This window comes from Microbacterium esteraromaticum, assembly GCF_014084045.1.
Lineage (GTDB): Bacteria > Actinomycetota > Actinomycetes > Actinomycetales > Microbacteriaceae > Microbacterium > Microbacterium esteraromaticum_D.
The window spans coordinates 1,516,107-1,538,300 of sequence record NZ_CP043732.1 but is presented as its reverse complement, the minus strand read 5'-3'; the positions used below and the strand labels follow the sequence as shown (position 1 = coordinate 1,538,300).

The following is a 22,194-nucleotide window of genomic DNA, read 5'->3' as shown; positions in this document are numbered from 1 at the left end:
TCTAGGTCGGAAAGACACCGCCGAACAGTGATTTGTGGGAACAAGTCTCACACACCGTGACACTGCGTATCGCGTTTGTCGGATGCCTCAGAGCAGCCTCAGTGGCTGTAGTCCGGCGCCGGCGGAAGACCGAAGAACTCCTCGAGTGTGTGGAATCCGCCGTCGTGATACGCCTTCGCCAGTTCGGGTCCGATGTACCGGATGTGCCACGGCTCGGGTGCGTAGCCGGTGGTGCCGGTGTGACCGTGCTCGTAGCGCACGATGAACCCGTAGCGCCACCCGTTCTCGGCGACCCAGCGCCCCTGAGCCGTCGGCCCGAACGCCTCGATGCTGCCGCAGGTCGCGTCGCACGCGACGAGGTCGAACGCGAGACCGCTCTGATGCTCGCTGAACCCAGGACGCGCCGACACGGCATCCGCGCCGCTCTGGCCTCGATCGCGCACGTGCGCACCGTAGGTGCGCTGCTGCACCCCGTACGAGCGGTAGCCGTTGTTGACGCCGATGACGCCCGCCCCGGCCGCACGCGCGTCGGCCGCCATCGCCTCGAGCGCGAGCTTGGGCTCTGGTCGAAGCTCGTTCGAGAGGGTGGTGGCGCGCAGGTCGATGTCGGCGAGGGATGCCGGGGCGAAGCTCGCCGGCTCCAGCGGGCGCTGCTTGTTGACGACCACCCACGATCGACTCGGATCCGAGAGCGAGATGCACGGCGCGTTGCCACTCACGACGGCCTCGCGGAATTCAGCCCCTCCTCCGAACGACATCACGGTGGCCGCGTCGTCGCCCGCCTCGAGCATGGCGCGAACCTCGTCGGACGCACACGGGTTCGCCGCGATCTGCGCGTCGACCAGGATCCCGGGGATCGCCATGGCCGCGGCCGGAGCGGGCGGCGTAGGTACTGCGGGCGGCTGCGTGGCGAGCACTCCGCACAGGGTCGCCAGCGACGCGACCGCCGTGAACAGCACGCCGATCGGTGTCGCCACACGGACGGCGAGCGGTTCACGCGCGGCATGTCGGGTCTGCGCGGCGCTCACCGCACCATTGTCCCCCACGTGGCCCTGATCTGCGGCTCAGGATCTGGAGGCCGCCGCGACGATCCGCTCGGCGCCGCGCAGCATCGCGACATCGATGAACGTGCCGTCGTCGAGGACGAAGGCGCCCGAGCCGTCTGCGGCAGCCGATGCGACCCGGTCGACGATCCTCTGCGCGCGCTCGACCTCGGCGGGGGTCGGGGTGAACACCCGGCGGATCACGTCGATCTGCCTGGGGTGCACGGCTGTGCGACCGGCGTACCCCAGAGCCCTGCCGGCACGGCAGCTCTGCTCGAGGCCATCCAGATCGGCGACGTCGGCCCAGACGGCCATGAGCGGCGGCGGCAGCTCTGCGGCGGCGGCTGCGTTCACGAGCCGCGAGCGCGAGTACAGCAGGCCGGGCTCGCCCGCCGTGCCGGTGGGGATGCCGAGCGCCGAGCGCAGATCCGCCTCTCCCGCCCCGATGGACGCCGCACCCGACGACGCGATCTCGTACGCCCGCTCGACGGCGAGCGGCGTCTCGATCAGGGCATGCACCCGCCGGGCGGGAACGGCTGCGCTCACTGCCTGCACATCTGCGGCGGACTGCGTCTTCGGCAGGCGCACATCGAACTCGGCGGGCAGTCGGCCGACAGCGGCCAGATCGTCATCGTGCCAGCGCGACCCGATCGCGTTCACCCTCACCTGCACCGTCGGCCGCGCAGAAGCGCGCGAGCGCCACTCCTCGGCGAAGGCGTCGAGCGCCGCCCGCGCCTCGTCCTTGCGCGACGCGGTCACGGCGTCCTCGAGGTCGACGATGACGGCATCTGCACCGGCGTCCAGCGCCTTGCCGAAGCGCTCAGGGCGATCGGCAGGCGCGTACAGCGCCACCATGGTCGGCCGATCGCTCATGCGACCGCCCCCTCCTCGCGCAGGCGCGCGATGTCGGCCTCGGCGAAACCGAGCTCTGCGAGCACCTCGTCGGTGTCGGCTGCATGGCCTCGGCCGGTGAAGGCGATGCTCGCGTCGTCCCGGGAGAGGCGGAACAGCGGCCCCTGCATCGCCATCTCGCCGAGGTCGACATCGTGGATGCGGTGGATGGTGCCGAGGGCGTTGAACTGCGGGTCGGCGACGATGTCGGCCGGCTCATACACAGGGGCGACGGCCGCCTGGGCCTCTTCGAACGCGGCGACGACCTCGTCTCTGGTGTGCCTCGCGATCCACGACCCGACGGCCTCGTCGATCTCGTCCGCATGCTCGGCGCGCGTCGCGCCGGTCGCGAACCACGGTTCGTCGGCGAGTTCGGGCCGGCCGACGAGCGTCACGACCCGCTGGGCGATCGAGAGCGCACTCGCCGACACGGCGACCCATGACCCCTCCGATGTGCGGTACGCGTTGCGCGGCGAGTTGTTCATCGACCTGTTGCCCGTGCGCGGCTGCGCCGTCTGCAGCTGATCCCATCGGGTGATCTGCGGGCCGAGCATCGCGAGGATCGGCTCGATGATCGCCACGTCCACGACCTGACCGACGCCCGATGCCGCCCGCGAGTGCAGCGCCACCATCACGGCGTACGCCGTTGCGAGTGAGGCGATGCCGTCGGCCAGCCCGAACGGCGGCAGCGTGGGCGGGCCGTCTGGTTCGCCGGTAGACGCGGCGAAGCCGCTCATCGCCTCGGCGAGCGTGCCGAACCCGGGGCGGGAGCGGTACGGGCCGATCTGCCCGAACCCGGTCACCCTCGCGAGCACCAGCCCCGGATTCTCGGAAGACAGGGTCTCGTAATCGAGCCCCCAGCGCTCGAGCGTGCCTGGCCGGAAGTTCTCGATCACCACGTCGGCGGAGTGTGCCAGACGCAGGAACGCCTCGCGCCCGCCGTCGGTGTGGAGGTCGATCGCGACGGTGCGCTTGTTCCGACCGAGGGTCTTCCACCACAGGTTCTGGCCGTCCTTGCTGGGGCCGTGACCCCGCGCGGGATCGGGTCTGGTGGGGTGCTCGACCTTGATCACCTCGGCGCCCATGTCGCCCAGGTGCATGGCTGCCATGGGGCCTGCGAACAGCGTCGACGCGTCGACCACGCGCAGTCCGGTCAGCGGCGTCGTCATGCCTCATCCTCCCAGCACACTCGGAATCCGATCGAGGGCGAGGCGTCCTGCCCGAGCCCGGGCAGGAGCAGCTTCAGAGCGAACTCGGGGTCGCGCACGCCGCCGTCGACGTACCAGTCCGATCCGGTGCTCTCATGCGCGCTGCCGCCCTTGAGCATGACGAAGCGGGTGCGTCCGTCGGAGTGCTCCGACTCGGTCCAGTTCCACACCTCGGGGGTGCGACGCTCGAACCCCGGCATCACGGCGGCGAGCTGCCATTCGTCTTCCGTCGGCAGCCGCCCGCCGACCCACCGCGCGTAGTCGCGCGCCCGGGCGAAGGTGACGCCGGTCGCGGGTCGCTCGGGGCCGCGCGAGACGACAGGCTCCCCGATGGCCTCGAGGTAGAGCGCATAGTCCGCCTCGCTCACCTCGGCGGCGGCGACCCGCACGGGCAGCGCCAGCTCGGCGACGCGCTCGAGCGTGCGCTGGTCATGCAGGCGCGGCGGAAGCGGCTTCCACTCGTCGACGTACGGCGCACCGTCGTACATGCCCGTCTCGCGAGCGCGGTAGCGGACGGTCAGCACGTGCTCGCCTGCGGGAACGGTCACGGTCCGGGCGGCGGCGTCAGTGCGCACCGCATCGTCGGCGACGATGCGTCCGCTCGGAGCCGGCGCGAGCCGGTGCGCCCGTCGGTGCGGGAAGGATGCCTTCGCCACCGCGACCTCGTGGGTCAGAGCCGCACGCACGGCGGCCAGTTCAGCCGGCTCCTCGCCCGTGACCCTCATCGCGGCGGCGATGCCCTGCGCGGGCACGGTGATCGCGCCCGCCGAGTCGCCGGTATGCAGCGGCTGCCAGCCGGTGCCCTCCAGCCGGTAAGAGACGTCCGCATCGGACGTGTTGGCCAGGAGCAGCAGCAGCGATCCGTCGAGGTCGAACGTCGACCCGAAGACGGGAGCCTGATGCACGGCGAGAGGCGTCCACTCGCCGTCCACCAGCCAGCGGTGCAGTCCGCGCTGCACCGGCAGCATGCGCCGCAGCGTCGCGGCGTCGCGGTCGTTCCACCCGACCCACACCCCGAAGACGACTTCCCACACCATCATCCCGACACCGTTGAGCCAGGCCGAGCGCAGCTCTTCGGCGTGGTCTCGGTGCCACCGGCGGATGTGGTGCTGCATGTGCCTGCGCTCGAACCAGTGCGCGCGCAGCACGCCGGGCGCCTCCGAGTCGGCGAACCACTGCGCCCACGACAGGGTGTGATCTGCGATGCGCTCGGTCGCGAGCTTCGACTCGCCTTCCAAGCCGATGCCGGGGCGCGCGGCGTCGAGGGCGGCGACCATCTCGGGGTCGGCCTTCTTGAGCGTGTCGAGGAAGATGCCGTCGGCGCCGAGCCGGCGCACGGTGGCGGCGAGCTCGGTGGCGTCGTCGCCGGCGCGGCGCGTACCCGTGTCCCACGGGTTGTAGTCGACGAAGACCGCGATGCCGAGCTCGTGCAGTGCGGCCGCGGCGTCGGCGAGTCCAGGCACGTCGTAGAAGTCCCACTGGTTGCGGTCGTCGATGCCGATCACCGGGTACGCATGCCACAGCACGACGCCGTCGAGGCCGCCGAAGCGCCGGCGGGCGTCGGCGGCGAACCGCTCAGGGGTGAACCGCTGCGCCTCGAAGTCGAAGAACAGCTCGTCCCACAGCCACACCTGCGCGACGGTGAAGCATCGCGCGGCCCAGTGCGAGGCCTCGTCGTCGTACCGCGTGGGGATCCCGTTCCTGGCGCGGGCGCCCTCCCGCCAGGCGGTGAGCTGCGCCCGCCAGTCGTCGAGCTGCGCGGGGTCCGACGGCGCGGCGAAGATCTTGCCGTCGTCCATGACCAGCGCGTCGGCGCCGGCGGCGACATCGATCAGGGCGCCGTCAGCATCACGCAGCGGCACGGTCGTCGGACGGTCCAGCTCCCGGGGATGGAGGGGATCGAATCCACTGCTCACGGTCTCACTCGCTCTCTCGGCGCAGATGGGCCACCTCGGTGGCGGTGGGCACGGCGTCCTGTGCCCCTGATCGGGTGACGGAGATGGCGGATGCCGCCGCTCCCCACCTCGCGGCATCGGCCAGCAGCCCGGCATCGGCCTCGTCCGGCCGCCGACCGGATGCCGCAAGACGGGCGGCCAGGACGCCGCAGAAGGTGTCGCCGGCTCCCGTGGTATCGACGGCGTCGGCGCGGATGGCGGCGACCTCGACACGCTCGCCGTCGACCGCGACCAGCGAGCCCTTCGCGCCGAGGGTCACGACAAGGGAGCGCACGCGCGCCGACAGCGCGACCACGGCCTTCTCGAGGGCGGTCTCACCGGCGATCTCGAGCGCTTCGTGCTCATTGACGACGAGCACGTCGGTCGTGGCGAACAGCGCATCCGCTGCACGGGCGAACGGGGCGGAAGGCGCCGCGTTGAGCACGTGCCAGGCATCGGCGGGTCGCGCGTGCGCCGCATCCAGCACGAACGAGGCGGGAACCTCGAGCTGGGTGAGCAGCACTCGCGATCGGGTGACGACCGCGCGCTGAGCGTCGGTCAGCCGCCCGAGGGCGGCGTTGGCCCCCGGCACGACCACGATGGTGTTCTCGGCGTGCTCGTCGACCGCGATCAGCGCGGTGCCGCTCGGGCCGTCGACCTCGGCGAGCCCCGACACGTCGATGCCATCGTGCTCGAGGGCGGCGCGCAGCAGCGCGCCGTCGGCATCCGCCCCCACAGCGCCGACGAACGCGACCTCCGCACCGCCGGCGCGCCGCGCGGCGACCGCCTGATTGGCGCCCTTGCCGCCGCCCGAGCGCGTGAGAGAGCTGCCGAGCACCGTCTCGCCGGGCATCGGGATGCGCGCGACGCGCGCCACGACGTCCTGGTTGACGCTGCCGACGATGACGACGCTCATGACCGCTCCTCCGACAGGCGCAGAGTGCGCTCGGCGAGCTCGCGGATCGAGCGCTCGGCACCACCCGGCATCGAGGTCGCGATGCTGTCACGCAGCGGAGCCGTCCAGGCCTGGTCGATCGCGTCGGCGCCGATCAGCCCGCCCACGACCGACCCGACCGTGGCTCCCACCGAGTCCGTGTCCCACCCGCCGGCCACCGCGAGGGCGATCGCCGAGCCGAAGTCGGTGCCGTGTGCCTGCACTGCGCACGCGGTGAGGGCGGCGTTGTTGAGCGTGTGGACCCAGTGCATGCCGACGAACTCGTCGTGCAGGGCATCCAGCGCGGTGTCGAGAGTCAGGTCTCCCGACGCGAGCGCGCGCCCGGTCTCGCGCCCGAGGCGCACCGCCGCGGCGAGTCGGGATGCCGGTGGCACGACAGCATCGGCGGCATCCAGCACCTCATCCGGCGTCTCGGCGACGATCGAGGCGGCGCACAGCGCCGCCGCCCAGATCTCGCCGTAGATGCCGTTCCGGGTGTGGCTGAGGCGCGCGTCGATCCATGCGGACCGTGCCGCCGCCCTGACGTCGCCGGGGTGCGCCCAGCCGTGCACGTCGGCGCGGATGAGCGCGCCGATCCACTCGCGGAATGGGTTGAGGTGCGTGGCGGTCTCGGGCACCGGCCTGGCGTCGAGGATGTTGCGGTACGCGGCCCGCTCGGCCGTGAAGACGCGACCGGCCGGCAGCGAGGCGAGCCAGGCCTGCGCGATGTCGTCGGTCGACAGCTGCGCGCCGTGCTGCTCGAGGAGGTCGAGGGCGAGGATGGGGAAGTTGAGGTCGTCGTCCTCGGGCATCCCGTCGATGTTCTCCACCAGCGAGGTGGGCGCTGAGCGCCGGTTCCAGGGCCACTGCTCCGCGACCTCCGGCGGCAGCCCCTCCGCGGTGAAGTAGCCGCGGATAGGCCAGTTGCCCGTCGAACGTGCGATCTGCTCGATGCCCTCGCGGGGGATCTTCTCGACGGGCTTGCCAAGCAGGCATCCAGCGGCTCGTCCCGCCCACGCGCCGTGGACGCGGTCGAACGCGGCCGTGGTGGGCAGCACCGGAGCCTCGCGCATGAGACCGACGATGGCGTCCCACTCGTCCGGTTCGGCGGCATCCGGCAGCTGCAGGGTCTGCAGCTCGGCGAGCACGTCGCGGGCGAGCGCGCGCAGCTCGGCGCTCGCGGGTGTGGCGCTCGCGCCGGATGGAGCAAGGGTCGTCGATCCGCCGGCGCTCGCCCACCGCTCCTCGATCGGAGTGAGCGCCGACTCGGCGACGCCCTGCTCGCGCAGCGCCGCGAACTCCGCCGGCACGAGGTCTTCGGGCTGGGCCCAGGTCAGTCTCACGCGGCCGCCTCCGCGCCGAGCAGCTCACGCAGGCTCGCGGCGCGACGCGACGCCCGCTCGGCGTCCGCCAGGGCGACATCGCGGACGACCTCCGTCATCGCAGCCGTGACGCCGTCGAGATCGAGCCGGCTCGCGGCGACGACATCGCGCACCCACTCCGCGGGGATCGCGTCGATCCCGCCGAGTCCGCCGCAGATCGCACCGGCCATGGTCGCGATCGAGTCCGAGTCGCGACCGTAGTTGACCGCGTCGAGGATCGCGGCGCGGGCGTCGCCGCCGTGTGCGACCACGAAGCCGAGAGCCACGGGGAGCTCCTCGATCGACTTGGTGCGCGAGGGCAGGCGCGCGTCCATCGCCGGCGCTCGGTACTGGTCGCCGACCGTGTCGTACGGCGACACCGCAGCGCGGATCGTGCGACCGAGCTCACGCGGGTCGTCGGAGCCACCTGCCGCGACGAAGGCGTCGACGGCCGAGAGCACCGCGTCGATCGCGGCGGCGGTGCCGTCGTGCGCGACATCGGTCACCGCGGCGCGCACGTCGCCGACCGATGCGCCTGGCGCGGCCGCGGCGGCGACGGCGGCCGCGAACACGCCCGCAGCCTCGCGCCCGTACGAGGACTGGTGAGCACCCGCGAGGTCGATGGCCTCGGCGTACGCGCCGCGCGGGTCGCCGACGTGCACGAGCCCGACGGGCGCCATGTACATGGTCGCGCCGCAGTTGACGATGTTGCCGACACCGGCTTCGCGCGGATCGGCGTGGCCGTAGTGCAGCTTGGCGACGATCCACTTCTCGGCCAGGAACACCCGCTGCAGGATGAGCGCCTGGTCTTCGAGCTCGGGGATCCATCGGCGCTCGCCGATCATCAGCGGCACGAGGTCGGCGGCGACATCGAACGCGTCGAGATGACGACGTCGCTTGGCGTACACCTCGATGAGGGCGTGGGTCATCAGGGTGTCGTCGGTGACGTGACCGTCGCCCTTGTGGTACGGCGCGATCGGGCGGGCCGTGCGCCAGTCATCGAGGAACGGTCCCACGATGCCCTCGACCCGGCCTCCGTGGCGCTCCTCGATCTGCTCGGGGGTCCATCCCTCGGTGGCTCCGCCGAGCGCGTCGCCCACGGCGGCTCCCGCAAGCACTCCGGCCACTCGGTCCTGCAGCACGTCCATTCCACTCCTCGTCTCGTATGTCTTTCTTCGGGTGGGACGGGCACGGCGCCCGTCCCACCCAGGCTCAGCGGTTATGCGCTCAGCCGGTATGCGCTCAGCCGGCGATGTCGGCCCAGCCGTCGGACAGCTGGGTCGCCAGCTGCTCCTTGCTGATCTTGTCGGCCAGGTACTGCTGGAAGGCCGGCGTCGCGATGGTGTCCTTCCACTCGGTGTACTTGTCGGCCTTGAGGAAGGGAGGACCCTCGAGTCCCTCACCGGAGGCGAGCACCTGAGTCCATGCGGGGTTGTCGGCAGCCATCTCCTCCAGCGCCGCGCGAGCCTCGCCCGACGACGGGATCAGCGCGTCGGCATAGGCGATCTCGGCGAGGTTGTCGGCGCTCATGAAGTAGTTCAGGAACTCGGCCGACTCGTCGACGTGCTCGGAGTCGACGTTCACCGAATAGGTCTGCGGGTTGGCCGCCTGCAAGGCGCCCGCCGAGCCCTCGATCGGGGGAAGCGCGACCCAGTTGAAGCCCTCAGGGGCGTCCTTCGCGATGTTCGTGACCTGGAACGATCCCTGCACGGTCATCGCGACCTTGCCGCCGTAGAACGATGCCAGCACGTCGGAACCCGACTGCGTCAGCGACGTCAGGTCGAGCGACTGGTCGGTGTAGGCCATCTCGTGGATGCGCTCGGGCACAGCCAGCTCGTCGTCGCCGACCTCGATCTTCGCGTCCTCGCCCTCGCCCGAGAAGTAGCCGCCGTCGAAGCCGAGCGACAGGCTCATCATCGTCGCGGTGGGCGAGGCGAGGCCCCAGCCGAGGCCCTTGTGCTCGGCTGTGGTCGTCGCCTTCGCGATCTCGGCCAGCTCGTCCCACGTCATGCTGTCGCCGGTGGGAACCTCCACCCCCGCCTGCTCCAGCAGATCCGCGTTGGCGAAGGCCATGTACGACTGCAGCGTCGAGGGGTAGGCGATGATCTCGTCGCCCACGGTGACCGAATCCCAGATGCCGTCGGAGATGTCGGACTTCAGATCGGGGTCGATGAGGTCGCTGAGGTCGGCGAGGTAGCCGTCTGCCGCGAACGACGCGATCGAGCTCGCCTCGAAGTGGATGATGTCGGGTGCGGTCCCGCCCGTGAACTGCGTGATCAGCTTGTCGTAGGTGCCGTCCCAGCCGGCCTGGATGATCTCGACCTGGACGTCGGGGTTCTCGCTGTTCCAGCTGTCGACGACCTTCTTGACCGCGGCCTGGGTCGCAGGCTGGTCGGAGAGCGACTGGAACTGCAGGGTGACTGCGCCGCCCTCCCCGTCGCCGGAGTCGCGCGTCGCGCTTCCCTGGCTGCAGGAGGTGAGGGCGAGTGCTGCGACGCCGGCGAGTGCGATGGCGCCTATGCCTCGGATTCTCTTCATGATGATCGCCTTTCAGTGATGCGGTGGTTCTGGTGGTGGGGGTTTCGGCCCTGCGGATCAGCCCTTGACGGCACCGGCGAGCATGCCGCCGGTGAGCTTCTTCTGGAGGATGCCGAAGATGATGAGCGATGGGATGGTGGCGAGCACCGCGCCCGCGGCCAGCGGACCGAGCTGGGTCTGGCCCTCAGCGCCGAGGAACGAGCGCAGCGCGATGGGCAGGGTGTACAGCTCGGGGCTCTGCAGCAGCACGAGGGCGAGGAAGAACTCGTTCCATGCCGACACGAACGTGAACATCGCGGTCGCGACGAGCCCGGGCGCGAGCAGGGGCAGCACGACGCGGCGCAGGATGGTGAATCTGTTCGCGCCATCCATCTCGGCCGCCTCCTCGAGCTCGACCGGGATCGCCGCGACGTACCCCTGCAGCATCCACAGGGTGAACGGCATGGTGAACGTGACGTACACGAGGATCAGGCCGAGGAGGGTGTCGTTGAGGCTGATCGTGCGCAGCAGCAGGAACAGCGGGATGATGATCAGGATGCTCGGGAACACCTGGCTTGTGAGGATCCAGATCGTGCCGGCCGCCCGGAGCTTTCCCTGCAGCCGCGCGAGCGCGTAGGCCATCGGCATCGACAGCAGCACGGTGATGATCATGGTCGCCACCGACACGAGCAGCGAGTTCGCCGCGGCGGGGATGAGGTTCTGCCGCTCGAGGGCCGCGGCGTAGTTCGAGAAGTCCCACTGCGCGGGGATCAGGTTCACCGCGAGCGAGTTGAGCTCCTGAGACGACTTGAACGATGCCGAGACGAGCCACACGAGGGGGAAGCCGAGGAAGGCGAGGAAGAACGCCAGCCCGGCGTACATGAGCACGGTGGCGTACCAGGGGCGTCTGGTCATCATGCGCGCGCCCCCTTGTTCTGGCGGAACTGGTTGATCAGGTACAGCGACAGGATGATCAGGATCGCGACGACGAGGACGTTGCCCATGGCCGACGCCGCGCCGATCTCGCGGTTGCGGAACGCCTCGAGGTAGGTGAACAGCGGCGGGATCATCGTCTGTCCGCCGGGTCCGCCCTCGGTGAGCACGTAGATGAGGCCGAACGAGTTGAACTGCCAGATGAAGTCGAGCGACGTGACCGCGAAGATCACGGGTCGCAGCGCGGGAAGCGTGACGTGCCAGAAGCGCCGGAAGACGCCGGCGCCGTCCACGGCGGCCGCCTCGTGCTGCTCGGCCGAGATCGCCTGCATGCCGGCGAGCAGCAGCACCGTCGTCTGCGGGATGCCAGACCAGACGCCGACCACGATCACCGCGGGCAGCGCAGTGGAGAAGTCGCCGAGCCAGTTGACCCCCGGGAGGCCGAACCACTCGAGCATGCCGTTGAGCGGACCGGAGTTCGGGTTGTAGATCATCCGCCACACGATCGCGATCACCACCGGCGGCATCGCCCACGGGATGAGCGCGAGAACGCGGGTGACGCCCTTGAGGCGCAGGTCGCTGTTGAGCAGCAGCGCGAGGCACATCGCGCACACGAGCGTCAGCAGGGCCACGGATGCCGACCAGATGAGGCCGATGCCGAAGGAACCCCAGAAGCGCTGGTTGTCGGCGAGGTCGATGTAGTTCTCGAAGCCGTTGAAATTGATCTCGGCGTTGCGCTTGAGCGTGGCATCGGTGAAGCCGATCGCGACACCGCTGACCAGCGGGATGACGGAGAAGATGATGATCGGCAGCAGCGCGGGGACGACGAGTGCGATCGCCTCCTTGCGCTGGGCGCGCGTGCGTGCGCCGATCTGGCGCACCTTCTGCGGGGGCTTCTGCGCCCGTTCGGCGGTGATGCTCATCCGGCAGCCCTCCCCAGGTCGACGGGCGCGAGTGGGATGCCCGCGCGCTCCGTGCTCTCGAGCGTCGATCCGCGCACCACGAGCCGCGGCGCGACGGCGACGGTCTGGGTCGGCCGCTCGGCGTCGGCGATGCGGGCGAGCAGCAGCTCGGCCGCGACTCGACCGCGCTCGGCGGCCCCCATGTCGACGCTGGTCAGCCCGGGGCGCATGACCGCGGCGAGCTCGGTGTCGTCGATGCCGGTGACGGCGAGATCGCCTGGCACCGAGAGCCCGAGGTCTTCCGCGGCGCGCAGCACTCCGACTCCGATGAGGTCGTTCGCGGCGATCACCGCGTGCGGACGCTCGGCACCGCTGAGCAGCGGGATCGCCGCCTCATACCCGGCGGCGATCGTGAAATCGGTCGCGACCACGCTCTGTGCCCGCACCTCGGGGTGCGCGGCGACAGCGGCGGTGAAGCCGTCGCGCCGGAACGCACCAGGCGTCGTGTCGACGGGGCCGTTGATGAACGCCAGGTCGCGGTGCGAGCGCTCGGCGAGGTGGTCGACGACCTGTCTCATCGCGGTGAGCGAGTCTGCCCGTACGGTGTCGAACCCGGCATCCCCTGGCACCCGCCCCAGCACCACGACCGGAACCGGCACCGCACTGAGGGCATCGAGCAGCTCCGGCGTGACGCGCAGCGGCGAGATGATGAGGCCGTCGACGTAACCGCGACTGAGGTCGCGGACGACGTCGACGGATGACGACGCGTCGCCCGTCGACGAGAGGATCAGGCGGTAGCCGGATGCCGAGGTCACCTTCTGAATGGCCGTCATCATCTCGACATACACCGGGTTGCCGATGTCGGCGACCGCGTAGGCGAGTTGGAAGGTGCGGCCGCGCTTGAGCGACTGCGCGGTCGCGTCGGCGACATAGCCGAGCTCCGAGGCGGCCTTCTCGACTTTGGCGATGGTCTCGGCGCTCGCTATCTGACCGTTGAGCGCGCGCGAGGCGGATGCCACCGACACGCCTGCGCGCGCGGCCACCTGCGTGATCGTTGCTCGGGGCATGAACTCTCCCTTGAGTGCTGTAAACGTTCCCATCGCCACTGTAAACGTTCTCACGACGAATTGGGATAGTCAAGACCCCTGGCGAGCGACAGTCATGCTGTACGAATATCGCGCGACAACTGATTGTCTTTTCTTCGTTGCTATGTTCTAATCGTTGTCATGAGGTGGCAGGGCCAGGCGATCGGCGACGTGGACGCGGACGCCCTCCCCGGTCTCGAGAGCCGCACGGGCATCGTCCGCTCGGTGACGACTCCCGAGTTCGCCGGCATGACCTTCCATGAAGTGCTTGCGAAGTCGGCGCTGAACTCGGTGCCCGGCCCCTCGAAGATGCCGTTCAGCTGGACGATCAATCCCTACCGCGGATGCAGTCATGCATGCGTGTACTGCCTGGATCCGAGCACGCTCGTGCTCTGCGCAGACGGCTCGCAGCGCCCTCTGGCCGACCTCGAAGTCGGCGATGAGATCATCGGCACACGGCGCAGGGGGGCGTATCGCCGCTACGTGAAGACGCGCATCGAAGCGAGATGGTCCACCCAGAAGCCCTCATACCGCGTGACGCTTGCAGACGGAACGCAGGTGATCGCGAGTGGCGATCACCGCTTCCTCACGGACCGCGGATGGAAGCATGTCGCAGACGCGCACGCAGGCCAGCGTCCGCACCTCACATCGAACGACCGATTGATGGGCTTCGGCGTCGGGCATCCGGGTCCGAGAGACGGCGACGCCGTGAAGACGGTCGCCGATCTTCGGGTCGTGAGCATCGATCCGGTGCCAGGGCTGCGAGATCTCGTCGACATCACGACCGGCACCGGCGACTTCATCGCCAACGGAGTCATCAGCCACAACTGCTTCGCCCGAGGGACGCACGAGTACCTCGACCTCGACGGCGGTGCGGACTTCGATTCGCAGATCGTCGTGAAGACGAACGTGGTCGAGGTGCTGCAGCGGGAGCTGCGGCGTGGATCGTGGAAGCACGAGACCGTGGCGCTCGGCACGAACACCGATCCGTATCAGCGGGCCGAGGGGCGGTACAAGCTCATGCCCGGCATCGTGCAGGCGCTCGCGGACTCGGGCACGCCGATGTCGATCCTCACCAAGGGAACCCTGATCCGCCGTGACATCCCGCTGCTCGTCGAAGCCGCGAAACGGGTGCCGATCGACATCCAGATGTCGATCGCGATGTATGACGAGGCTCTGCAGCACGCCATCGAACCGGGGACGCCGAGCACGCAGGCGCGACTCGACACCGTCCGGGCCCTCAGCGACGCCGGCTTCAGGGTCGGTGTGTTCCTCATGCCCGTGCTGCCGCACCTCACCGACTCGCTCGCCGCCATCGACGAGGCTCTGCGGCGCATCAGGCAGTCCGGCGCCGACCACGTCGTCTACGGATCGCTGCACCTGCGCCCCGGCGTGAAGCCGTGGTTCTTCCAATGGCTCGAGCGAGAGCATCCCGAACTGCTCTCGTCGTACCGCGGTCTGTACCCGGGCGTCTCGGTCGAGGCTCCCAAGGCGTACCGTCAGTGGCTGGCCAGACGGGTCCGCCCGCTCATGCGCGCGCACGGGCTCGACGCCCGCTCCGAAGAGGAGAACGACAGCATGCGCGGCCGGCGCATGCGCGAGCGTCCGGCTCCGGCATCCGTCCGCACCACCCGGGCCGACATGCTCTTCTGAGCGGGATCGATGCCGGGAGCTACGGCTCGCGGCGCGTCAGCGGTTCGGTCCAGATGACGAGGAAGAACAGCGCGAAGGGTCCGAACAGCAGCGTCACGAAGAACCACCACAGCTTGCTGCGTCCCTGAACACCCGCCAGCCCCGCGGCCAGCATTGCCAGCGTCACCCACCCCGCTCCGGCCCAACCCTGCCACTCCATGACCCCAGACTATGTCCCCGCGCATCACTCAGGAGAATCACGCAGAAACCGCCGGAATCCCACCCCGTGGGGGCGCGGACCCGGCGGTCTCTCCTGGATCGTGAACGGGCTCGTATCGTGAACGGGCCTGGACCGTGAACGGGCTCAGGAGGTGAGCTCGGCCTCCGACGGCATCCGACCGGTGATCTCCTCGATCACGTCGTCACCGGGGGCCGCCTGCTCGAACGGCGCGTCGATCTCGGCACGACCGAGCAGATCCTCCATCCGGCGGCGACGGTGGCGGGTGATCAGCGTGACCACACGGCCCGAGCGCCCGGCACGGCCCGTGCGGCCCGCACGGTGCAGGTAGGTCTTGTACTCGTCGGGCGCGTCGGCCTGCACCACGAGGTCGATGTCATCGACGTGGATGCCGCGGGCGGCGACATCCGTGGCGACGAGCACCTGCACCTTGCCGGCGGTCAGCTTCTGCAGGTTGCGGGTGCGCTTGGCCTGGTTGAGGTCACCGTGCAGCGAGACGGCGGCGATGCCGGCATCCTCGAACTGCTCGGCGAGCATCTCGGCGTAGGCGCGGGTGCGCGCGAAGACCAGCGTCTGGCCGTCGCGGTCGACGAGCGAGGTGAGCACCTCGGCCTTGTCGCGGTGCTCGATCACGAGCACGCGGTGGTCGATCGTGCTCGAGTCCTGATCTTCACCCGCGACCTCGTAGACGGCCGGATCAACGAGGAACTCGTCGACGATCGCGGCGACCTCGCGATCGAGCGTCGCCGAGAACAGCAGCTTCTGACTGCGTGAGATACCCGGTTCCTGAGCCTGCCCAAGGGCGGTGCCGGTCTTGCGCAGGATGCGCTGCACGGGCTCGGCGAAGCCGAGCTCTGCCATGTGGTCGGCCTCGTCGAGCACGGCGATGCGGATCTCGGAGAGGTCGAGCTTGCGCTGCTCGATGAGGTCTTCGATACGACCGGGGGTGCCGATGATGATGTCGACGCCCTTGTTCAGCGCGCCGACCTGACGCGCCTGGGGCACGCCGCCGTAGATCTGCGTGGTGAACAGGCCGACGCTGCGAGCGATCGGCTGCACGGTGCGGTCGATCTGAAGGGCGAGCTCGCGGGTCGGCGCGAGGATGATCGCGCGGGGCTTGCGGCCGATCTCGCGGCGCTTGCCCTTCTGCGACAGCAGGATGCTCTCGACCAGGGGCGCGCCGAACGCGATCGTCTTGCCAGAGCCGGTGCGTCCGCGCCCCAGCACGTCACGGCCCTCGAGGATGCTGGGGATCGTGGCCGCCTGGATCGGGAAGGGGGTCTCGGCGCCCATGTTCTTCAGGATCTCGACGATGTTCGACCCGAGTCCCAGGTCGCCGAAGGTCACATCGGCGACCTCGGTGGCCTGCACGGCCTCTGCCTCGAGCCGCTCGTGCACGACGTCGACGTGGTCGTCGTGCGTCTTGGCGGTAGATGTCGCGTTCCAGTCGCTGCGATTCGGGCGGATGTCACGGCTCTGACGTGCGGGACGCTCGGAGCGGTCGAAGCGCGGGCGCTCGGCGCGGTCGGATCCGTCGCGGCGGTCGTCGCGGGCCGGACGCGAGCCGCGGTCGAAGCGCGCGTCGCGCGCGGGGCGCGAATCGCGGTCGAACCGGTCACTGCGGCCGTAGCCACCACGGTCGTCACGGGCAGGACGAGCGTCACGGTCGAAGCGGGCCGGGCGGCCAAAACCGCCACGGTCATCACGTGCGGGGCGCTCGCTGCGGTCGAAGCGATCGGCACGCGACGGACGGGCATCACGGTCGAACCGGTCGCTGCGGCCAAAACCGCCACGGTCATCACGTGCCGGGCGAGAGTCGCGGTCGAAGCGGTCGCTGCGGCCATGACCGCCACGGTCGTCACGTGTCGGGCGAGAGTCACGGTCGAAACCGCCACGACGCTCGAACCCGCCGCGCTCGTCGCGCGCCGGGCGCGCATCGCGGTCGAAGCGGTCGCCCCGTGCAGGACGGGCGTCCCGGTCGAAACGGTCGTTGCGGCCGTAACCGCGGTCGTCACGCGCCGGGCGCGCATCGCGACCGAACCGGTCGTCGCGCGCGGAACGCGCATCCCGGCCGAACCGGTCGTCGCGCGCCGGACGCGCGTCACGACCGAACCGGTCGCCGCGGTCGAAGCCGCGTCCACCGCGGTCGTCGCGATCAGCTCGGTGGTGCGGGGCCTCACGGCGGCCGGACTCGGCTCGGTTGCGGATGGAGCGGGCCTCGTCGCGGCCTGCACGCTGAGCGTCAGACCAGCGTCCCTTGGGCGCCGAGCCCTCGGTGTCGGCCGCGCGGTAGCCGCGGTGCTTCGGGCTGACGCTGCCGGGGCGACGGTCGGCACGGGCATCCGACGAGAACGAGCGGCGGTCGCCGCCGTCGGTCCGGCGATCGTCGTCGCGCGACGGGCGTCCGCCTGCATGGCGGTCGTGGAACGAGGTCTTCTTGGCGTATCGCGGCTCGAAGTTGCGGGAGGGGCGTCCGCCCTTGGGCTTGCCGTTCTTGGGCATGGTGTTTCCTGACTGTCTCTGACACGAGAACAGCGTCCCTTCCGCGGGCACAGAGATCAGCGCGCGTGGGACATACCCGGGCATCCGTCGGCCGGGGCCATTCATGTGATGGTTATGAACCATCGGCCCCTGGGCTCACAATGAGCAGTGCTCGGAAGAAACCGCATGACGCGGGTGCCCGAAGCCGACTCCCTCCAGAATACCGGGCTTTGCTGGGAGTGTGCCCGCCGTACGATGGCGACATGCCCCTTGATGACGTGTTCGACTCCCCCACCGGCGTCCAGATCCACCTTCGACGCGGCGACGTGACCGCGCAGATCGCACAGGTCGCCGCATCCCTGCGCCATCTGACGGTCGGCGGCGTCGAGATCGTTCCGCCGTACCCGTCCGATCAGCCGACGCCGTCGTGCTCGGGCGTGGTGCTCGCACCGTGGCCGAACCGCATCCGCGACGGCGTCTGGCAGGACGGCGACATCGAGCGCGCTCTCGCCGTGACGGAGCCGAAGTTCCGCAACGCCAGCCATGGGCTGCTGCGCTTCACCGCCTACGAGATCGCCGAGCACACCGACGAGTCGGTCACGCTCGCGGCGACCGTCGTGCCGCAGACCGGGTACCCGTACCTCGTCGCGACCTCGGTCACGTACGCGCTCACGGATGCCGGGATCGACGTCACGCACACCCTGACGAACCACTCGGTCGACCCCGCTCCGGTGGCGCTCGGCACGCATCCCTTCTTCGTGATCGGCGGCGTCGACGCGCGCGAGCTGGTGCTTCGTCTGCCGGCCGAGACCTACTTCGAGACCGACGACCGGATGCTGCCCGTCGGCGAGAGCCCCGTCGCCATGGGAACCGACCTTCGCGAGGGCCGTCGCCTCGGCGACGTGCAGCTCGACACGGGATATGCGAACCTGCACCGCGACGCCGACGGGTTCGTGCGCACGACGCTGACCGCCCCGGATGGCCGGGCGGTGACGCTGCAGCAGGGCCCCGGCTTCGACTACACGCAGGCGTTCACGACCGTGAAGTACCCCGGCCAGCCGCTCGCGGTGGCGATAGAGCCGATGACCGCGCCGGCCGAGGCGTTCAACTCGGGTCGCGGGCTGCGCCGGCTCGCCGAGGGCGAATCGTGGACGCTGGAGTGGGGCATCCGCTTCTCCTGACTCCGCCCCGGCTGCTGAGCCTGCAGACGGAAAACGCCGGTACCGGATGCTGCCCACCAGCGTTTCCCATCCGGCCGCCAGCCTCGCAGACGGAAAACGCCGGTCCCGGATGCTGCCCACCCGCGTTCCCCACCCGGCCGCCAGCCTCGCAGACCGAAAACGCCGGTACCGGACGCTGCCCACCAGCGTTTCCCAGCCGGCCGCCAGCCTCGCAGACGGAAAACGCCGGTCCCGGATGCTGCGCACCGGCGTTTCCCATCCGGCCGGCAGCCTCCCAGACGGAAAACGCCCGTACCGGATACTGCCCACCAGCGTTTCCCATCTCGATGGGCGCGTCGAGCGTGCTCAGTCGACCTGATTCGCCGGCGGCAGACCGCGCGAGCGCAGCTCACGGCGCGTCGGATGATGCTCGCCGCCCTCTGCGATCGCGGTGGCGAACACGGACGCCGCAGCCGCAGCGGCCGATGCGGCTGCCGCCGCCGCTGACGCCGCAGCAGCGGCGGCCATCATCGGATCGTTCGCACGCGGTTCGGCGGGGACGACGACGGTCGCCGTGGCCGGAGCCGGAGTCTCCGCTGTCGCGTGCGCAGTCCCCGCTCCCCCGGGCGCAGCCGCCGCTCCCCCGGGCGCAGCCGCCGAGGTCGGCGCCGCCTCAGCCTGTGCCGGTGCGGCAGGAGCATCCGAAATGTCCGCGACAGGCGCGGCCGCCGCAGCGTCCGCGGCGGCACCCGTGCCAGCCGGCGTCGGGCCTTCCTGGCCGTCACCCGGCTCCCCGCCAGCGGGTCCGTCGTCGCCCCCGCCAGCCGCGCGTCTGGCCGCACGACGCTCCTTCGCCCCTCGACGAGGTTGTAGAGCGTGGGCAGCACGATGAGCGTCAGCACGGTCGACGACACGAGGCCGCCGATGACGACGATCGCGAGCGGCTGCGAGATGAAGCCGCCGTGCCCGGTGATGCCCAGCGCCATCGGCGTGAGCGCGAAGATCGTCGCGAGTGCCGTCATGAGAATGGGGCGCAGACGCTTCTCACCGCCCGCCATCACCGCTTCTGGCGTCGACAGCCCCTTCTCGCGGTACTGGTTGACCAGGTCGACGAGCACGATGGCGTTCGTCACAACGATGCCGATCAGCATGAGCACGCCGATCAGCGAGGCGACGCCCAGCGGCACACCCGTGACGATCTGCAGCAGGATCGCGCCGGTCGCCGCGAACGGCACCGACACGAGCAGCAGCAGGGGCTGGCGCAGCGACTTGAACGTCGCGACCATCACCACGTAGACGATGAGGATCGCGGCCAGCATCGCGAGCCCGAGCTGCGAGAACGACTCGGTCTGCTGCTCTGCGACGCCGCCGATCTCGGCGCGCGCACCGTCGGGCAGGTCGACCGCGTCGAGGGCTGCCGCGACCGACGCGGTGGCGACGGCGAGATCGTCGGACGCAGGGGGCACGGTGATCGTCGCCGTGCGGCGTCCCTGCTCGGTGGAGATCGAGGTCGGGCCGTCGCGCTGCTCGACCACTGCGAGCTCCTTCAGCGGCACGGGCCCGGTCGCCGTCGGGATCGTGAGCTCCTTCAGCGCGTCGACGGATGCCGGAGGCTCGGGGTCGACGAGGTACACCGTGAGCGCCGAGTCGTCGACCTCGACCGAGCCGATCTGCTGCGGGCGCATCGTGTTCGACACGATCGACCCGACCGCGATCTCCGACAGCCCGCGTGCCGCGGCGGCCTCGCGATCGACGACCACGGCGATGTACGGCAGCGAGGCGGAGAGGTTGTTCGTGACCTGGCCGATGCCGTCCCGTCCGTCGAGCTCGTCCATGAGCGCGTCGGTGCCCGACTGCAGGTCATCGGCGTTGGGCGCGGTCACGGTGATCTCGATGTCGCTCGATCCGAAGCCGCCCGAGCTGGCCGCGACCGTGATCTCTCCTGCGCCATCGAGCTCGTCGACCTTCTTCTGCACCTCGGCGCGCAGCTGCTCCTGGTCGGCGTCGTCGCTGGTCTGGATGGAGTAGGTGATGCCGGCGCCGCCGGAGAACGCGTCGCGCAGCGCCGAGCCGCTCGATCCGATGGAGGCCTGCACGTGCGTGATGCCGTCGACGCCGTCGAGGGCCTTCTCGACCTTCTTCGCAGCCTCGGACTTCGCCTCCAGGCTGGCGGTCTCGCCGATCTCCTGGGTGACGGTCATGGTGTTCTGCCCGGAGTCGCTGAGGAAGTTGATCTTCATCAGGGGCGCCGCGGCCAGGGTTCCGGCGAGCACGACCACGGCGAGCACGACCGTCGTGGCCGAGTGCTTCAGCGTCCAGCCGAGGATCGGCCGGTACATCCGCTGCAGGGGCGTGGGCGGGGCATCCGGATGCTCGGGATCGATCCGCGAGCCGTCCTCGGCGACCAGCGGCTTGCCGGGCCGCAGGAACCAGTACGCCAGCACCGGCACGATCGTCAGTGCCACCAGCAGCGAGGCGACCATCGCGATCGTGACGGTCATCGCGAACGGACGGAACAGCTCTCCGACCATGTCGCCGACGAACACGATCGGCAGGAAGACCGCGACGGTGGTGATCGTCGACGCGGTGATGGCGGATGCCACCTCGCGCACGGCCAGGCGGATCGCGTCGCCCTTGTCGGCACCCTCGACGTAGTGCCTCTTGATGTTCTCGATCACGACGATCGAGTCGTCGACGACGCGTCCGATGGCGATGGTGAGCGCACCGAGCGTCAGAACGTTGAGCGAGTATCCGAACGCCTGCAGCCCGATGAACGTGATCAGCACGCTCGTGGGGATGGAGATCGCCGTGACGAGCGTCGAGCGGATCGAGAGCAGGAACACGAGGATCACGATGACGGCGAACGCGAGCCCCAGCATGCCCTCGGTCGCGAGCGTCTCGATCGACTGCTGGATGTACGGCGCCTGGTCGAAGATCACGGTGAACTCGGCATCGGGAAAGGCTTCGCTGAGCTCGTCGAGCGCGGCCAGCACGCCATGCGAGACCTCGACGGTGTTCGCCGCCGGCAGCTTCGTGACCGCGATCGACAGGGCGTCCTCTCCGTCGACACGGGAGATGGAGGTGACGGGGTCTGCGACCTGCTCGACGTCGGCGACGTCGCCGATCGTGACGTCGGACCCGCTGAGCGGCAGGGCCGCGACATCATCGGCCGAGGACAGCTTCGCGCCCGACTGCACGGTGAGCGTCTCATCGCCGTCGGTGATGTCGCCGCCGGGAAGCAGCACGCCGTTCTGCTGAAGCGCCTGCCCGATCGCCTGGGGGGTCTGCCGCGCCGCCGCGAGCTTCGCCGCGTCGGGAGTGATCGTGATGCGCTGCCCGACACCGCCGACGATCTGCGCGGCGTTGACGCCGTCGACGTCCTCGAGATCGGGGATGACGGTCGTCTCGAGATCCTGCTGCGCGGTCTCGGAGTCGCCGAACCCGGTGACCGCGATCTGGATGACGGGGAAGTCGTCGATCGAGACGCTGAGCACCTGCGGGCTGACGTCCTCCGGCAGCTGCTGTGAGATGCGGTTGATGGCCTGCTGCATCTTCTGCTCGGCGGTGGCGAGGTCGGTGCCGTAGGCGAACATCGCCTGCACGATCGAGGCATTCGTCGTGCTCGTCGCGCTGCTCGACTCGAGCCCGGGCACCCCCTGGATCGCGTTCTCGATCGGCGTCGAGACGTCGTTCTCGACGACCTCGGGCGAGGCACCGGGGTAGGTGGTCATGACGACCAGTGCCGGCAGCTCGAGCGAGGGGATCAGCTCCTGCTTGAGGTTGGTGAGAGCCAGGCCGCCGAAGACGGCGGAGACGATGGTGATCAGCGCGATGAGTGCGCGGTTGCGCAGGCTGAGGGTGGCGAGGTTCGACAC

General features: G+C 70.0%; 16 protein-coding genes and 1 pseudogene. 2 read left to right on the top strand and 15 right to left on the bottom strand.

Features of this window, described 5'->3' with window-relative positions; all coding sequences use genetic code 11:
• Positions 1-98 precede the first annotated feature (98 nt).
• The 11 genes from FVO59_RS07315 to FVO59_RS07265 form a co-directional block, all read right to left on the bottom strand.
• Complete coding sequence (locus FVO59_RS07315) at positions 99-1,028, bottom strand: M15 family metallopeptidase (protein ID WP_182256139.1); 930 nt, start codon at positions 1,026-1,028, stop codon at positions 99-101.
• Positions 1,029-1,064: 36 nt separating this feature from the next.
• Complete coding sequence (locus FVO59_RS07310) at positions 1,065-1,916, bottom strand: HpcH/HpaI aldolase/citrate lyase family protein (protein ID WP_182256137.1); 852 nt, start codon at positions 1,914-1,916, stop codon at positions 1,065-1,067.
• Complete coding sequence (locus tag FVO59_RS07305) at positions 1,913-3,103, bottom strand: CaiB/BaiF CoA transferase family protein (RefSeq protein ID WP_182256135.1); 1,191 nt, start codon at positions 3,101-3,103, stop codon at positions 1,913-1,915. The genes FVO59_RS07310 and FVO59_RS07305 overlap by 4 nt, the downstream gene beginning before the upstream one ends.
• Positions 3,100-5,058, bottom strand: a complete 1,959-nt coding sequence (locus FVO59_RS07300; protein WP_182256132.1) for an SUMF1/EgtB/PvdO family nonheme iron enzyme — start codon at positions 5,056-5,058, stop codon at positions 3,100-3,102. The genes FVO59_RS07305 and FVO59_RS07300 overlap by 4 nt, the downstream gene beginning before the upstream one ends.
• 4 nt (positions 5,059-5,062) lie before the next feature.
• Positions 5,063-5,992: a ribokinase gene (locus FVO59_RS07295; RefSeq protein WP_182256130.1), complete on the bottom strand. Its 930-nt coding sequence runs from the start codon at positions 5,990-5,992 to the stop codon at positions 5,063-5,065.
• Positions 5,989-7,353: an ADP-ribosylglycohydrolase family protein gene (locus tag FVO59_RS07290; protein WP_182256128.1), complete on the bottom strand. Its 1,365-nt coding sequence runs from the start codon at positions 7,351-7,353 to the stop codon at positions 5,989-5,991. The genes FVO59_RS07295 and FVO59_RS07290 overlap by 4 nt, the downstream gene beginning before the upstream one ends.
• The gene (locus FVO59_RS07285; RefSeq protein ID WP_182256126.1) at positions 7,350-8,519 is read right to left on the bottom strand and encodes an ADP-ribosylglycohydrolase family protein; all 1,170 of its coding nucleotides are present in this window, start codon (positions 8,517-8,519) and stop codon (positions 7,350-7,352) included. The genes FVO59_RS07290 and FVO59_RS07285 overlap by 4 nt, the downstream gene beginning before the upstream one ends.
• A gap of 94 nt (positions 8,520-8,613) precedes the next feature.
• Positions 8,614-9,909, bottom strand: a complete 1,296-nt coding sequence (locus tag FVO59_RS07280) for an ABC transporter substrate-binding protein (protein WP_182256124.1) — start codon at positions 9,907-9,909, stop codon at positions 8,614-8,616.
• Between the two features lie 57 nt (positions 9,910-9,966).
• On the bottom strand, positions 9,967-10,806 hold the full coding sequence (locus FVO59_RS07275) for a carbohydrate ABC transporter permease (RefSeq protein ID WP_182256122.1): 840 nt from the start codon (positions 10,804-10,806) through the stop codon (positions 9,967-9,969).
• On the bottom strand, positions 10,803-11,744 hold the full coding sequence (locus FVO59_RS07270; protein WP_182256120.1) for a carbohydrate ABC transporter permease: 942 nt from the start codon (positions 11,742-11,744) through the stop codon (positions 10,803-10,805). Before FVO59_RS07270 ends, FVO59_RS07275 begins: the two co-directional genes overlap by 4 nt.
• Positions 11,741-12,790 carry a LacI family DNA-binding transcriptional regulator gene (locus FVO59_RS07265; protein ID WP_182256118.1) on the bottom strand — a complete coding sequence of 350 codons (1,050 nt, stop codon included), beginning with the start codon at positions 12,788-12,790 and terminating at the stop codon, positions 11,741-11,743. The genes FVO59_RS07270 and FVO59_RS07265 overlap by 4 nt, the downstream gene beginning before the upstream one ends.
• A 159-nt stretch (positions 12,791-12,949) precedes the next feature.
• Here FVO59_RS07265 and FVO59_RS07260 point away from each other — a divergent pair, with 159 nt between their 5' ends.
• Positions 12,950-14,461, top strand: coding sequence for an Rv2578c family radical SAM protein (locus FVO59_RS07260; RefSeq protein WP_182256116.1), 1,512 nt, complete (start codon positions 12,950-12,952; stop codon positions 14,459-14,461).
• 19 nt (positions 14,462-14,480) lie between these two features.
• On the opposite strand, the gene FVO59_RS07255 is transcribed toward FVO59_RS07260, so the two are convergent.
• Both FVO59_RS07255 and FVO59_RS07250 read right to left on the bottom strand, forming a co-directional pair.
• A complete protein-coding gene (locus tag FVO59_RS07255) occupies positions 14,481-14,660 on the bottom strand; it encodes an antitermination protein NusB (RefSeq protein WP_182256114.1) in 180 nt (59 codons plus the stop codon).
• A gap of 144 nt (positions 14,661-14,804) precedes the next feature.
• The gene (locus FVO59_RS07250; protein ID WP_182256112.1) at positions 14,805-17,180 is read right to left on the bottom strand and encodes a DEAD/DEAH box helicase; all 2,376 of its coding nucleotides are present in this window, start codon (positions 17,178-17,180) and stop codon (positions 14,805-14,807) included.
• Positions 17,181-17,422: 242 nt separating this feature from the next.
• Between FVO59_RS07250 and FVO59_RS07245 the strand changes: the two genes are divergently transcribed.
• A complete protein-coding gene (locus FVO59_RS07245; protein ID WP_182256110.1) occupies positions 17,423-18,340 on the top strand; it encodes an aldose 1-epimerase family protein in 918 nt (305 codons plus the stop codon).
• Positions 18,341-18,685: 345 nt separating this feature from the next.
• On the opposite strand, the gene FVO59_RS07240 is transcribed toward FVO59_RS07245, so the two are convergent.
• Together FVO59_RS07240 and FVO59_RS07235 are read right to left on the bottom strand one after the other, a co-directional pair.
• Entirely contained in the window at positions 18,686-18,847 is a 162-nt protein-coding gene (locus tag FVO59_RS07240; RefSeq protein ID WP_182256108.1) for a hypothetical protein, read from the bottom strand.
• A 210-nt stretch (positions 18,848-19,057) separates the two neighbouring features.
• Positions 19,058-22,194 (bottom strand): annotated as a pseudogene (locus tag FVO59_RS07235) (efflux RND transporter permease subunit); the annotation flags it as partial.